A 13,655-nucleotide genomic window follows, 5' to 3' on the forward strand; every position below is an offset into this window, starting at 1 on the left:
TACCTCACCGGACTGACGTCCCTACTTCACCGACGGCTGGACGAACGGCGGGCGGACCACCCGCATCGCCGAGCGGCGGCCGCGCACGTCGACCTCGACCGTCGAGCCCTCGGCGAGCCCGGCCGCCGTGTCCAGCAGCGCGAGCGCGATGCCGATCTTGCGGGTCGGCGAGAAGGTGCCGCTGGTCACGGTGCCCACCGTGGCGTCGCCCGCGTACACCGTCATGCCGGGCCGGGGGATGCCCCGGTCGACCGCCTCCAGCCCCCACAGCCGCCGGCGCGGGCCGGCCGTCTTCTCGGCCAGCAGGGCATCCCGGCCCCAGAAGGCCGGCTTTTCCCAGCCGACCGCCCAGCCGGACCGGGCCTGCACCGGGGTGATCTCCAGCGACAGGTCCTGCCCGTGCAGCGGGTAGCCCATCTCGGTGCGCAGGGTGTCCCGGGCGCCCAGCCCACAGGCCCGCAGCCCGTACGGCTCACCGGCGGCGAACAGCGCGTCCCACACCGCGCCGGCCCGCTCGGCCGGTACGACCAGCTCGTACCCGTGTTCGCCGGTGTAGCCGGTCCGGCAGACGGTCAGCGTGGCACCGCCCGTCCCGGTGCCGTCCGGTTCGGTCCCGTCCAACTTCGTCTCGGTGAAGCTCATGTAGCCGTGCTCCGTGGGCAGTCCCAGGGCGGCCAGCAGCTCGGCCGAGCGCGGCCCCTGCACGGCCAGCACCGCGTACGCCTCGTGCTCGTCGGTGACGGTGATCCCGGCGGGCGCGGCGGCCCGCAGCCGGCGCACCACCTCGGCGGTGTTCGCCGCGTTGGGGATGAGGAAGACGTGCTCCTCGTCGTGCAGGTAGGCGATGATGTCGTCGACCACCCCGCCGGTGGCCTCGTCGCAGCAGAGCGTGTACTGCGCCCGGCCCGGCCCGATCCGGCCCAGGTCGTTGCTGAGGCAGGAGTTGACGAACGCCGCCGCCCCGGGGCCGGTGACCCGGGCCTTGCCCAGGTGTGAGACGTCGAAGACGCCGACCGCCTCGCGGACCGCGGCGTGTTCCCGCAACACGCCCCCGCCGGCGTACTCCAGCGGCATCGACCAGCCGCCGAAGGCGGCGAACTTGGCACCGAGGGCGGCGTGCCGCTCGTGCAGGGGCGACTGGTGGAGCCGGTCGGCGGAGGCGTCGGTCATGGGTGGCAACTTACCGGGGGTCCGGCCCGTGGTTAGCATCGGCAGGTTCCCTCCGACCGGTGGTCGGGCGGGACAGTCGATCGTCCGGCGGGTAGGTTGCGCCGGAGAAGCTTCCATCGCCGGACGCCCACGAGGCGACCGGCCAGGCCACGTCCGGAGACGCCGAGTGACATCGCCCAGCACGACCCTGAGCCTGGTCGACACCGACCCCGCCGAGTTGTCCGTCGACGCGATCGTGATCGGCGTGCACTCGCAGACCGGCGGCGGGGACGGCGCCGGCCCGGCTCGGCTCGCCGACACCCTGCTCCTGGCGACCGGCGCCGAGGCCGTCGCGGTCGCCTTCGACGGTCGGCTGACCGAGACGCTGGCGCTGCTCGGCGCCACCGGCGCGCCGGGCGAGGTGACCAAGCTCGCCACCCTGGGCACGGTGACGGCGCCGCTGGTCGCTGCGGTGGGTCTCGGGCCCGAGCCGACCGGCGCGGCACCGGCGCCGGAGGCGCTGCGCCGGGCCGCCGGCGCCGCGGTCCGCGCGCTGGCCGGCGCCGAGCGGGTCGCGCTGACCCTGCCGGTCCCGGACGACGAGGACGCGCCGGCCGCGCTGCGGGCGCTGGCGGAGGGCGCGCTGCTCGGCGGGTACCGGTTCGCCGGCTACAAGACCAAGCCGCAGCCGACCCGCCGCGAGCCGGTCGGCTCGGTGGCGCTGTACGTCCCGGACGCCGCGGACCAGCGGGCCCGGGCCGAGATCGCCCGCGCCGAGGTGGTGGCCCGATCGGTACGCCTGACCCGCGACTGGGTGAACACCGCCCCCAACGAGCTGCGTCCCCCGTCGTTCGCCGACGCCGTGGCCGCGGCCGGCCGGGAGGCCGGGCTGACCGTCGAGGTGCTCGACGAGGCGGCCCTGGCCGACGGTGGCTACGGCGGGATCCTCGCCGTGGGGCAGGGTTCCGACGCGCCGCCCCGGCTGGTGAAGCTCTCCTACACCCCGGCTGGTGCCGACCCGGCCAAGCGGGTCGCGCTGGTCGGCAAGGGCATCACCTTCGACTCCGGCGGCCTGTCGATCAAGCCCGCCCAGGGCATGTGGGAGATGAAGTCGGACATGGCCGGCGCGGCGGCCGTGGGCGCCACCATGCTGGCCGTCGCCGCGCTCAAGCCGGGCGTGGCGGTCGACGGCTACCTGGCGATGGCGGAGAACATGCCGTCCGGCAGCGCCTACCGGCCCGGCGACGTGATCACGATGTTCAACGGCAAGCGGGTCGAGGTGCTCAACACCGACGCCGAGGGCCGGATGGTGCTGGCCGACGCGATGGCCCGGGCCTGCGCCGACGGCTGCGACTACCTGCTGGAGACCTCCACCCTCACCGGCGGTCAGGTGATCGCCCTCGGCAAGCGGGTGGCCGGCGTGATGGGCACCCCGGAGCTGTGCGACCGGGTCCGGGACGCCGGCGACGCGGTCGGCGAGCCGGCCTGGCCGATGCCGCTGCCGGAGGACGTCCGCAAGGGCATGGACTCCGACGTCGCGGACATCTCCCAGGTCAACGCCGGGATGGACCGGGCCGGGCACATGCTGCAGGGCGGCGTGTTCCTGCGCGAGTTCGTCGCCGAGGACGTGCCCTGGGCGCACATCGACATCGCCGGGCCGAGCTACCACACCGGCGAGGCGACCGGTTACTGGACCAAGGGCGGCACCGGGGTCCCGGTCCGTACCCTGCTGGAGCTGATCGACGACATCGCCGCCAACGACTGAGTCGCGGCGGCCGGCCGACCCGAGCGCGGGTCGGCCGGGCCGGCTCAGCCGGTGGGGCGGCGCTTGCGGCGTTCGTTGTAGTCGCGCATCCGCTGCGGATAACCGACCAGCCGTACGTCGTACACGGGGATGGCCAGCCGGTGGGCGAACCGCCGGGCGCCCTCCGGGCCCTGGACCCGGCGGCGGGTCCACTCGCCGTCGGCGGCGATCAGGATCACCGTCGTCTGGGTGACGGTGGTCCGGGGCTCGATGAACGCCTCCACCCCGCGCCGGGACCGGACGAACTGCTCAAGATGGTCGAGATCGGCCTGGTCGGCCGGCCGTTCCCCGGTGGAACCGGTGGAACTTGCCTTCCGTCCGCGCCGCCGGAACCAGGCCACCCGTCGATCTCCTCCCCCGAGAACCCGCCTCCGGCGGGGCGATTGCGTGCAAGCGTACGTGTCGCGAACGTGTCCTTGGGCACCTCGGTAAGCGACCTGTGCGGTGAAGTGACAAGATGACCGAGGCGAGTGTGCCCACATACCTGGCACGACCCTCGTAGCAATGACGCGACCTGGGAGATGACTGTGACCGAGCCGAACGACGCGACCTTCGACGTAGTGATCCTCGGAGGTGGCAGCGGCGGCTACGCGGCGACGCTGCGCGCCGCCCAACTGGGCCTGTCGGTGGCGCTGATCGAGAAGGCCGAACTGGGCGGCACCTGCCTGCACCGCGGCTGCATCCCGACCAAGGCGCTGCTGCACGCGGCCGAGATCGCCGACCAGACCCGCGAGTCGGAGCAGTTCGGCGTCAAGGCCGAGCTGATGGGCGTCGACATGGCCGGGGTCAACTCGTACAAGGACGGCGTGGTCTCCCGCCTCTACAAGGGCCTGCAGGGCCTGGTCAAGAGCTCCAAGGCCAGCTACGTGGCGGGCGCCGGCAAGCTGGTCGGCAAGGACACCGTCGAGGTGGACGGCAAGCGCTACACTGGCCGCAACGTCATCCTGGCCACCGGCTCGTACTCGCGGACCCTGCCCGGCCTGGAGGTCGACGGCCAGCGCGTGATCACCAGCGAGCACGCGCTGAAGCTGGACCGGGTGCCCGGCTCGGTGATCGTGCTGGGCGGCGGCGTCATCGGCGTCGAGTTCGCCAGCGTCTGGCGGTCGTTCGGCGCCGACGTGACCATCGTCGAGGCGCTGCCCCGGCTGGTGGCCGCCGAGGACGAGGAGTCGTCGAAGGCGCTGGAGCGGGCCTTCCGCAAGCGTGGCATCGCCTTCAAGACCGGCAAGAAGTTCGAGAAGGTCGAGCACACCGAGAACGGTGTCAAGGTCACCATCGCCGGCGGCGAGACCGTCGAGGCCGAGCTGCTGCTGGTCGCCGTCGGCCGCGGCCCGACCACCGCCGACCTCGGCTACGAGGAGCAGGGCGTCAAGATGGACCGTGGCTTCGTCCTCACCGACGAGCGGCTGCGCACCAGCGTCCCGAACGTGTACGCCGTCGGCGACATCGTGCCCGGCCTTCAGCTCGCGCACCGCGGCTTCCAACAGGGCATCTTCGTGGCCGAGGAGATCGCCGGCAAGAACCCCGCCGTGATCGACGAGAACGGCATCCCGCGGGTCACCTACTCCGACCCGGAACTGGCGTCCGTCGGCCTGACCGAGGCCAAGGCCAAGGAGCAGTACGGCGCGGACAAGGTCAAGACCTACAACTACAACCTCGGTGGCAACGGCAAGAGCCAGATCCTCCGGACGGCCGGCTTCGTGAAGCTGGTCCGGGTCGAGGACGGTCCGGTGGTCGGCGTGCACATGGTCGGCGCCCGGGTCGGCGAGCTGATCGGCGAGGCGCAGCTGATCTTCAACTGGGAGGCCTACCCGGTCGAGGTGGCGCAACTCGTGCACGCCCACCCCACCCAGGGCGAGGCGCTCGGCGAGGCTCACCTCGCGCTGGCCGGCAAGCCCCTGCACGCGCACGCCTGACCACCGTTTTTCCGTGCGCCCGGTCGTGACCGGGCATGATCGCACCAGGCCACGAAGGAGTCATGAGAGATGCCGGTATCGGTCACCATGCCGCGGCTCGGCGAGAGCGTCACCGAGGGCACCGTCACGCGCTGGCTGAAGCAGGAGGGCGACCGGGTCGAGGTCGACGAGCCGCTGCTCGAGGTCTCGACGGACAAGGTCGACACGGAGATCCCCTCCCCGGCGGCCGGCGTGCTGAGCCGGATCGTGGTGAGCGAGGACGAGACGGCGGAGGTCGGCAGCGAGCTCGCCGTCATCTCGGGCGAGGGTGAGGGCGACGGCGGCGGTGCCGCCGAGCCGTCCGAGGAGCGGGCCGCCGAGCCGGAGGCGCGGCCCGAGCCGGCCACCCCGCCGGCGCAGCCCGCGGCCGAGCAGCAGGAGAAGCCGCAGGAGACCACCCCGGCGCAGGCCGCGCCGGCCGGTGGCGAGGGCACCGTCGTCAAGATGCCGGCCCTGGGCGAGAGCGTCACCGAGGGTACGGTCACCCGCTGGCTCAAGGAGGTCGGCGACACCGTCGAGGCCGACGAGCCGCTGCTGGAGGTCTCCACCGACAAGGTGGACACCGAGATCCCGTCGCCGGCCGCCGGCACGCTGACCGAGATCAAGGTCGGCCAGGACGAGACCGCCGCGGTGGGTGCCGAGCTGGCCGTGATCGGTGCGGCCGGCAACGCCGAGGCCGCGGTCCCGTCGACCGAGCAGCCGACCCCGGAGCAGGGCGAGACCCAGGAGCAGCCCGAGTCGAAGCCGGCCGAGCCGAAGCCGGAGCGGGTCGAGGAGCCGACGCCGGGGATGTCGTACTCCGAGCCGGCTCCGGAGACCGAGGTGTCCGCGCAGCCGGCCCGTACCGAGCGGGCCGCGCAGCCGGCGGCGCCGGCGGCCAAGGCCCCGGCCGCCGGGACCCAGCAGGCCAACGGCGAGGCCGCCGGGTACGTGACCCCGCTGGTCCGCAAGCTGGCCGGCGAGCACGGCGTGGACCTGTCCTCGATCACCGGCAGCGGTGTCGGCGGGCGGATCCGCAAGCAGGACGTGCTCGAGGCGGCCGAGAAGGCCAAGGCGGCGAAGGCCGCCCCGGCTCCGGCCGCCGCCGCTCCGGCCGGCCAGGCCCCGGCGGCGAAGGCGGCACCCGCCGCCAAGGCGACGCCGAGCCCGAAGCGGGGCAGCACCGAGAAGATGCCCCGGATCCGTTCGGTCATCGCCCGGCGGATGCAGGAGTCGCTGCACGAGACGGCGCAGCTGACCACCGTGGTCGAGGTGGACGTCACCCGGGTGGCCAAGCTGCGGGCCCAGGCCAAGGACGCGTTCCTGCAGCGGCACGGCGTGAAGCTGTCGTTCATGCCGTTCTTCGCCCAGGCCGCCGTCGAGGCGCTGCAGATCTACCCGGTGGTCAACGCCCGGATGGACCTGGAGGCCGGCACGATCACGTACCCGGAGGCCGAGCACCTCGGCATCGCGGTGGACACCGAGCGGGGCCTGATGACCCCGGTCATCCACAACGCGGGCGACCTGAACCTGGGTGGCCTGGCCCGGCGGATCGCCGATCTGGCCGAGCGGACCCGGACCAACAAGATCAGCCCGGACGAGATCGCCGGTGCCACCTTCACCCTGACCAACACCGGTAGCCGGGGCGCGCTGTTCGACACCCCGATCGTGCCGTCGCCGCAGTCGGCGATGCTCGGCACCGGTGCCGTGGTGAAGCGCCCGGCCGTGATCAACGACCCGGAGCTGGGCGAGGTGGTCGCGGTGCGCTCGATGGTCTACCTGGCCATGTCGTACGACCACCGGCTGATCGACGGTGCGGACGCGGCCCGGTTCCTGACGGCGGTCAAGGAGCGCCTGGAGGGCGGCAACTTCGAGGCGGAACTGGGCCTGGCCTGATCCACCCCGTACGCCTGACGTGAGGCGCCCCGGTCCGAGTTCGGACCGGGGCGCCTCGCGCTTCTCCGGAATCCATCACGGCAGCTTGTAGCACCTTGTAGCACATTTCATCTACGCTGAGGGCATGGCCGAGCATGCTCCTCGGGAGATCACCCAGCGCGAGCTACGCAACGAGTCCGGCGAGATAATGCGTAGTGTCGAACGGGGCGAATCGTTCACCATTACCCGCAACGGCACCCCGATTGGCCGGCTCATTCCTCTCCGGCGGCGGACGTTCGTACCGCGGGCAGAGGCGATGGCCGCGTTCGCCACCGCTCCCGTTCTCGATCCGGACAAGCTCCGCAGCGACCTCGACACCGCGATCGACCAGGACCCCTTCGGCCGTGACTGGTGACGCCCCAGCGCTACGAGGTCTGATCGACACGAACATCGTCATCCATCTCGCCGCACTCGACCCGGTGGAGTTGCCCGACGAACTCGTCATCAGCGCGGTGACCCTGGCGGAGCTGTCCGCCGGGCCTCATCACGCGGACGACCCGGGTGAACGCGCCCGTCGGATGAGCGTGTTGCAGCACGCCGAGGCGACCTTCGACCCGCTGCCGTTCGACGCCGAGGCGGCCCGGGCCTTCGGCATGGTCTCCGCCGCCGTACTGGCTGCCGGCCGAACGACCCGCCGTCGGCTCGCGGATTTGATGATCGCGTCCATCGCACACGCGAACGGCCTGCCTCTCTACACCACGAATCCAGCCGACTTCGTCGGCCTGGAACGACTCGTGACGGTGCATCCGGTGACCCGCCCGCGGGCCTGATCCATCCGCACCACCGCACGAACCCTTCGAGCTGGACCCACGCTCGGCGTTGAGGTTGGGCCCCGGCGTCACCGCAACCGGGTGACGGTGATTCCGGCGGTGGCGAGGTCGGTCTCGACGTCGGCCAGGGCGATCAGCTCGTGCGCGGCCCACACCCGCGGGGCCGCCGCCAGCACCGGTCCGATCGCCAGCGCGTGGCGACTGCCGGCCGCCCTCGTCGAATGGGTCTCGGCACTGCCAATCCCTGCCGGATCGCCCGCACCCAAACCGAATGCGCCTCTCAGCGGTGTCGACTCCACGAACACCGTCGTTTGTGCGCATCGAGTGTCGTTCCAACAGCACTGGATGCGCACGAACTCAACCCGCTGCTCGCCGAGCCGCTCGAGCAGGGTCGGCAGCATCGTGTCCTGGACCAGATCGAGGTAGCGCAGGGTGTGGGTCAGCGCCTCACAGCCCGAGACGCGGCAGACCGGGCACCGGCCCGAACCGTCCGGCCAGCGGCCGAACACGATCCGCCGGGCCGACAGCACCAGCCGGTTGCGGATCTGCACGGCGGAGAGGTCAGCGCTTGGAGGGCGGCAACTTCGAGGCGGACCTGGGCCTGGCCTGACCCACCCCGTACGCCTGACCTGACGGCGCCGCGGTCCGACCCGGACCGGGGCGCTTCCCGCTTCCTCGGGAATCGCAGCACCGATCGCGCCGAGGGCTCCGCCTCCTACCCAGGGAGGAGATCGTGCTCGGACCGTCGGCCGCAGCCGGGGCTCACGGTCGGACGCATCCGGCCGGCACCGCCGCGAGCATCTACAGACATGACTACCGTTTCGCATCGGGCGGCGCACTGGCACCGCCCACTGATGGTTCTCGTGTTCGCGATGGCGATCCTCGCCGTCGTCGCCGCGGTCGGCATCGTCGTCGACCCTCGCGTCCTCATCGGGGCGCCGATCTGGCTCAAGCCGTTCAAGTTCGCGGTGTCCTTCGTGCTGTACGGCGCCACCCTCGCGTGGCTGCTCACGCTGCTGCCGGGTCGGAGCCGGCTCGCGACGAGGATGGCCACGCTCATCGTCGCGGTCGCGGTGCTCGAGAACGCGTGGATCGTCGGGCAGGTCGTACGCGGGCAGCCCAGCCACTTCAATGCCAGCACGCCCCTGAACACCGTCCTCGTCGCGACGATGGGCGTACTGATCACGGTTTTGTTCTTCGCACACCTCGTCATCGGGATCGTGGTGCTGATCCGACGGATCTCCGACCGGGTCGCCCGGACCGCGGTGGGCTGGGGGCTCGGCCTGTCGCTGCTGGGAATGTCGGCGGCGGTGCCGATGGTGCTGCCGATGCAGGACCCGGGGATCGAGGGGATCGGCGGCGCGCACAGCGTGGGCGTGCCCGACGGCGGGGCGGGCCTGCCACTGGTCGGATGGAGCACCACGGGTGGGGACCTGCGGATCGGGCACTTCGTGGGGCTGCACGCCCTGCAGGCCCTGCCGCTCCTGGCGATCCTGCTGAACCGGCTCCGTGCGCGGCTGGACGAGTACACCCGGGCCCGGCTCGTGGTCGTGGCGGGCGCGGCGTACGGCGTACTCACGGTGTTGTTGACCTGGCAGGCCCTGCGCGGGCAACCGTTGCTGCGGCCGGACACCGGCACCCTGGCTGCCGTCGCGGCGCTGGTCGTCGCGACCGGGACCGTCGGTGGCCTGGTGCTGGCTCGCCGCCGCCCGGAACTGGCGCTGGCCGCATGACCGCGACCGGGACCACCGGGCCCGGGGCCCGGACCAGACGACAGTATGCTCGTGCCCCCGAGCCGCAGCGCCTAGGCTGAGCCCGTGTGGCGGGCGGCACGACTGTGGGACACGCGCGACGCGCTCGTGCGGATGGTGCTGATCGTCCTGAGTGGGGTGGGCTATCTGGTCTTCCTCACCCAGGGCGGACGCACGCCGACGACCGCACAGTGGATCCTCGCGGTGGCGGCGTTCGCCGGGGGGCTGACGTTGCATCGTCTCCCGGTGGCCAACCTGGTGGTCCAGGCCGCGCTGCTGGCGACGGCGATCGCCCTGGTCGACGACATCGTGATCAACCAGGTGGGTGCGAGCTGGTCGTTGCTGGAGTTCACCATGCGGACGCGTCGCGCCCGAACCATCGGATCGGCGGCGGGGCTGCTGGCGGTGGTCGAACTGACCGACTCGATCGGTGGCCCGGGCAACCGGTTCCCAGCTGACCGGTTCACGGCCGGCGTCGTCGGGCTGGCCCTGGAGGTCGGCATGCCGTTGCTGCTCGGCCTGGTCATTCGGGCCAACTGGGAACTGGCCCGACAGGCTCAGGAGCAGGCGGCGGCCGAACAGCGACAGCACGAGTCGGAGAGCCGCGCGGCGCGCGCCGACGAACGCGGCGCCATCGCCCGCGAACTGCACGACGTCGTGGCGCATCACGTGGCGTCGATGGTGCTGCGGGTGGGCGTGGCTCGGCACGTGCTCACCGACCTGGACTCCCGGGTGGGCGAGGTGTTCGACGACGTGCACGGCACCGGCACGGCGGCCCTCGCGGAACTGCGCCGGCTGGTGGCGGTGCTCCGCAACCCAGACGGGGTACGCGGTGACGCGGCACTGACCGCGATCGAGCCCTCGGCGCTGCCGGCGGCGCTCGGCGCGGCGGTCGACCGGGCCCGTCAGGCCGGTGTCACCGTCGAGGCCGACCTCGATCCGGCGATCGATTCACTCGACGCGGTACGCGGCATGGCGGTGTTGCGACTGACCCAGGAGGCACTGACCAACGTGGCCAAGCACGCCGGGGCGTCCGCGCTCGCGCGGCTGGTGGTCGCCGTCCGCGACGGCGCGGTGTACTGGGAGGTCACGGACAACGGGCGCGGCGGGGTGCCGACCGCCGGTGGTCACGGCATCATCGGCATGCGCGAGCGCGTCGAGGTCCTCGGCGGCCAGCTGGAGGCGGGCCCGACGGGCACCGGGTGGCGGGCACGTACCGTCCTCCCGGCCGTGGCTGTCGCACCGGAGCCGGTGTGATCCGGGTCCTGCTGGTCGACGACCAGCACCTCATCCGAGCGGGGCTGCGGATGCTCTGCGAGGCGCAACCCGACATCGAGGTCGTCGGGGAGGCCGGCAGTGGCCGGGAGGCGATTCCGCTCGCCGCCCGGCTCCGTCCCGACGTCGTCGTCATGGACCTGCGCATGCCCTCCGTCGACGGGATCACCGCGACCAGCCGGATCCTCGCCGACCGCCCCACCACCCGCATCCTGGTGCTGACCACGTTCGGCGACGACGACCACCTCTATCCCGCCCTGACCGCCGGTGCCTGTGGGTTCCTGCTCAAGGACGCACCCCCGGCCGAGCTGCTGGACGGCATCCGTCGGGCCGCCGTCGGCGACAGCCCGTTCAGCCCGGAGGTGCTGCGCCGTCTGGTCCAACGGGCGGTGCGCGCCCACGCCGGGGGACCACGGCCGGTGTCGGGCCTCACCGCCCGCGAACGGGACGTGCTGACCCTCGTCGCGGAGGGCCTGTCCAACACCGAGATCGCCGATCGACTCCACATCGGTGTCACCACGGTCAAGACCCACATCACCAGCCTGATGACCAAGACGGACAGCCCCAACCGGGTACGCCTGGCCCTGTTCGGCCGCGCCGCCTGAAGCCCGCGCCCCAGCACGTCGAGACTGACGCCCGGCTCCCGGCGCCCGGCCGGAGAACCCGCCCACCAGCCGCGCCACCAGCAATATGGACCACCGCAACCAAGATCTGAGATGTCTCACTTCGAAATTGACGAAGAAAGATTGACGCTGCATCATTGAGGCCGACAGACTGTTCCATCTGAGACGCCGCCACTCGCCAACTGAGACTGGGAGATCACGTGTCCGAAGTGGGTTCCTCGGTACCGAGGCGCCAACTCGGCCGACTGCTGCGGCAGGCGCGCCAGGAGGCGGGCATCAATCTGCAAGCCGCCGCCGAGGCGCTGGAGTGGTCGAGGGCGAAGATGTACCGCCTCGAAAGCGGCCAGACCTCACTGCGCACCCATGACGTCGTGCTGATATGCCAGCTCTACGGGACACCCAAAGAACTGACCGACGTGCTGGTGAGCCTGGCGCTCGAGAGCAAGGCGAAGGCCTGGTGGCACGCCTACGACGGCGTGATCCCTTCCTGGTTCGAGCTGTACGTGGGCCTGGAAGCCGCCGCCGCACACATCCGGAACTACGAACCCGCCCTCATCCCCGGGTTGCTGCAGACCCCCGAGTACGCCACCGTCATCTTCCAGGCCAAGCCAGGACGAAGCCCCGAGGAGATGGCACGGAAGGTCGCGTTGCGAATGGAACGACAGCGGCTGCTGGCTCGCCAACGCCCGGCCGCTCCCAGGTTCGAGGCAATCATCGACGAGGCGGTGCTACGTCGACCGATCGCGGACACAGAGGCGTGGCGTCGACAACTCGCCCACCTGGTCAACGGGACCCAACCGGCCAACACGAGCCTGCGGGTGCTGCCCTCGTCGGTCGGCCCGCACGGCGCCTCCGTCGCAGGCGCATTCGTCATCATGGACTATCCGGCGATAGGCACGCGACCGGCGGATCCATCCACGGTGTACTGCGAGTCTCTGACCGGGGCGCTGTACCTCGACAAGTCAACGGAGCTGGAAACCTACACCGACGCTTGGTGCATGCTGGAAAACCTTGCCTTGGACCGGCGTGCATCGGAAGATCTGATAGCAACCGTGATCAAGGAGACCTTCGATGACTGACCTGACTGGCGCCAACTGGCGCAAGAGCAGCCGGAGCGCGGAGGGCAACTGTGTCGAGGTGGCCGACAACCTGCTCGGTCTGGTCGCCGTACGCGACAGCAAGGACCCCGACGGCCCGGCGCTGACCTTCGTCCCCGCCCGATGGACGGACTTCGTCCACGCGGTCAGGTCCGGCGGTCACTCGAACGTGGCGTCCGCCAGACCGTAGTTCTCCCACCAGCTCAGGTTGTGCTTGCTCACCACGCCGTTGACGCGTGTCAACAATAGATGGTTGCCGTTCAGCACCAGCGCGGCGTCCTCGGTTCGGAAAAAACTTCTGCATTCCAAAGTTCACATCAACATAGTCGCCCGGCTCCCACTCCCACTGCGAGCCATCCCCGCCGTCGGCGTCGTAGTAACCGTTTTCTCCCCCATATATGTCGACGTAGCTTCCTTCAGCGCCCTCAATCAAATAATCCGGATCCTTTTCCGGGTTTCCCGCGTCGCCCGTCCTCTGCCGCGCATCGACGACCTCTGGCTTGCTGGGGTTCTGGTGAACGCGGTAGCCCCTGGTGGCGAGCATTTCGGCGCATGCGTTCTCCAGTTCCAACGCGCGTCGCGTCGGATCGTCGTTCTGTGGCCGAATTCTCGTCGGATGGCCGGTCGGCGTTCCGCCGGGCACGCCGGTGGGTTGCCTCGTCCACGGGACGCCCCGGTCGGCGGCGTCGGAGCCGGTCGACGCAGGGTCCGCGGCCGACGACGAGGCGTCGGGGGCGGGGCTGGTCGGCGGAGTATCGCGACCAGCCCTGGTCAGTTTCCCGCCGAGCCCAACTGCCGCGCCTCGGCGACCGCCGCGTCGGCGTGCTGTCGGGCGGTAACGGCTCGCTGCACCAACTGGGCCATGATCTGCTTGATGTTGTCCAGTGCCGACAGCATCGGCCCGGGTTGCCCGCCCTGCAGGACGACCGTGACGAGTTGCTGCGCCTGGCCGACCTCCGCGCCGATCCCGGCGGCGGCGTCCCGGGCCTCGTCGACGGCGCTGCGCACCGGCGTCAGCCCGTCGATGGTGTCCTGCGGGGAGCCGCCCTGCGGCACCGCCGCCGTGGCCCGGGCCGCCTCGCCGACCGTGTTGCCGAGCGCGCCGAGCCGGCCCTGAATCTGCTGTACCGCGTCGCGTACCCGGGTCATGCCGGCCGCCACGGCGGCGAAGCCGGCACCGGCGGCGCGCAGGGCGATCTCCTGGGCCTGCTTGTCGACGGCGGCGGCCTGGCCCCGGGCGCGTTCCACGCCGGCCGTCAGTGCCGCCAGCTCGCCGCTGATCTGGTCGATGTGTGACACCCGTCGGACACCTCTCGT

At 71.5% G+C, this 13,655-nt stretch carries 15 protein-coding genes; 10 read left to right on the plus strand and 5 right to left on the minus strand.

Translation table 11 applies throughout. From position 1 onward, the window contains the following. Positions 1-21: 21 nt before the first annotated feature. Positions 22-1,170, minus strand: a complete 1,149-nt coding sequence (gcvT, locus tag ACFOX0_RS06250; protein ID WP_377542649.1) for a glycine cleavage system aminomethyltransferase GcvT — start codon at positions 1,168-1,170, stop codon at positions 22-24. A gap of 166 nt (positions 1,171-1,336) precedes the next feature. On the opposite strand from gcvT, the gene ACFOX0_RS06255 reads away from it, so the two are divergent. Then, positions 1,337-2,914: a leucyl aminopeptidase gene (locus ACFOX0_RS06255; RefSeq protein ID WP_377542651.1), complete on the plus strand. Its 1,578-nt coding sequence runs from the start codon at positions 1,337-1,339 to the stop codon at positions 2,912-2,914. 44 nt (positions 2,915-2,958) lie between these two features. Here the strand turns inward: ACFOX0_RS06255 and ACFOX0_RS06260 are convergent, their stop codons facing one another. Then, complete coding sequence (locus tag ACFOX0_RS06260; protein WP_377542653.1) at positions 2,959-3,294, minus strand: hypothetical protein; 336 nt, start codon at positions 3,292-3,294, stop codon at positions 2,959-2,961. A 180-nt stretch (positions 3,295-3,474) separates the two neighbouring features. On the opposite strand from ACFOX0_RS06260, the gene lpdA reads away from it, so the two are divergent. The 4 genes from lpdA (at position 3,475) to ACFOX0_RS06280 (ending at position 7,592) form a co-directional block, all read left to right on the plus strand. Next, positions 3,475-4,869, plus strand: coding sequence for a dihydrolipoyl dehydrogenase (lpdA, locus tag ACFOX0_RS06265; RefSeq protein ID WP_377542655.1), 1,395 nt, complete (start codon positions 3,475-3,477; stop codon positions 4,867-4,869). A gap of 69 nt (positions 4,870-4,938) precedes the next feature. Further along, the gene (gene sucB, locus ACFOX0_RS06270) at positions 4,939-6,783 is read left to right on the plus strand and encodes a 2-oxoglutarate dehydrogenase, E2 component, dihydrolipoamide succinyltransferase (protein ID WP_377542658.1); all 1,845 of its coding nucleotides are present in this window, start codon (positions 4,939-4,941) and stop codon (positions 6,781-6,783) included. 124 nt (positions 6,784-6,907) lie between these two features. Beyond that, positions 6,908-7,177 (plus strand): type II toxin-antitoxin system Phd/YefM family antitoxin, encoded by a 270-nt coding sequence (locus ACFOX0_RS06275; protein ID WP_377542659.1) that lies wholly within the window; start codon positions 6,908-6,910, stop codon positions 7,175-7,177. Further along, positions 7,167-7,592, plus strand: coding sequence for a type II toxin-antitoxin system VapC family toxin (locus tag ACFOX0_RS06280; RefSeq protein ID WP_377542661.1), 426 nt, complete (start codon positions 7,167-7,169; stop codon positions 7,590-7,592). The genes ACFOX0_RS06275 and ACFOX0_RS06280 overlap by 11 nt, the downstream gene beginning before the upstream one ends. Positions 7,593-7,660: 68 nt before the next feature. On the opposite strand, the gene ACFOX0_RS06285 is transcribed toward ACFOX0_RS06280, so the two are convergent. Next, entirely contained in the window at positions 7,661-8,143 is a 483-nt protein-coding gene (locus ACFOX0_RS06285; protein ID WP_377543121.1) for a hypothetical protein, read from the minus strand. 258 nt (positions 8,144-8,401) lie between these two features. On the opposite strand from ACFOX0_RS06285, the gene ACFOX0_RS06290 reads away from it, so the two are divergent. From ACFOX0_RS06290 to ACFOX0_RS06310, 5 genes are all read left to right on the plus strand, one after another. Further along, positions 8,402-9,325: a hypothetical protein gene (locus ACFOX0_RS06290; protein WP_377542662.1), complete on the plus strand. Its 924-nt coding sequence runs from the start codon at positions 8,402-8,404 to the stop codon at positions 9,323-9,325. A gap of 132 nt (positions 9,326-9,457) precedes the next feature. Beyond that, complete coding sequence (locus tag ACFOX0_RS06295) at positions 9,458-10,600, plus strand: sensor histidine kinase (protein ID WP_377543094.1); 1,143 nt, start codon at positions 9,458-9,460, stop codon at positions 10,598-10,600. Then, positions 10,597-11,223 (plus strand): response regulator transcription factor, encoded by a 627-nt coding sequence (locus ACFOX0_RS06300; RefSeq protein ID WP_377542664.1) that lies wholly within the window; start codon positions 10,597-10,599, stop codon positions 11,221-11,223. The genes ACFOX0_RS06295 and ACFOX0_RS06300 overlap by 4 nt, the downstream gene beginning before the upstream one ends. Before the next feature lie 218 nt (positions 11,224-11,441). Further along, positions 11,442-12,320, plus strand: a complete 879-nt coding sequence (locus ACFOX0_RS06305) for a helix-turn-helix domain-containing protein (protein ID WP_377542666.1) — start codon at positions 11,442-11,444, stop codon at positions 12,318-12,320. Further along, positions 12,313-12,528: a DUF397 domain-containing protein gene (locus ACFOX0_RS06310; protein ID WP_377542667.1), complete on the plus strand. Its 216-nt coding sequence runs from the start codon at positions 12,313-12,315 to the stop codon at positions 12,526-12,528. Before ACFOX0_RS06305 ends, ACFOX0_RS06310 begins: the two co-directional genes overlap by 8 nt. On the opposite strand, the gene ACFOX0_RS06315 is transcribed toward ACFOX0_RS06310, so the two are convergent. Together ACFOX0_RS06315 and ACFOX0_RS06320 are read right to left on the minus strand one after the other, a co-directional pair. Then, positions 12,498-12,605, minus strand: coding sequence for a hypothetical protein (locus ACFOX0_RS06315; RefSeq protein WP_377542669.1), 108 nt, complete (start codon positions 12,603-12,605; stop codon positions 12,498-12,500). The genes ACFOX0_RS06310 and ACFOX0_RS06315 overlap by 31 nt on opposite strands. Before the next feature lie 504 nt (positions 12,606-13,109). Then, entirely contained in the window at positions 13,110-13,637 is a 528-nt protein-coding gene (locus ACFOX0_RS06320; protein WP_377542670.1) for a DUF6244 family protein, read from the minus strand. Positions 13,638-13,655: the final 18 nt, after the last annotated feature.

This window comes from Micromonospora zhanjiangensis, assembly GCF_042650605.1.
GTDB lineage: Bacteria > Actinomycetota > Actinomycetes > Mycobacteriales > Micromonosporaceae > Micromonospora_J > Micromonospora_J zhanjiangensis.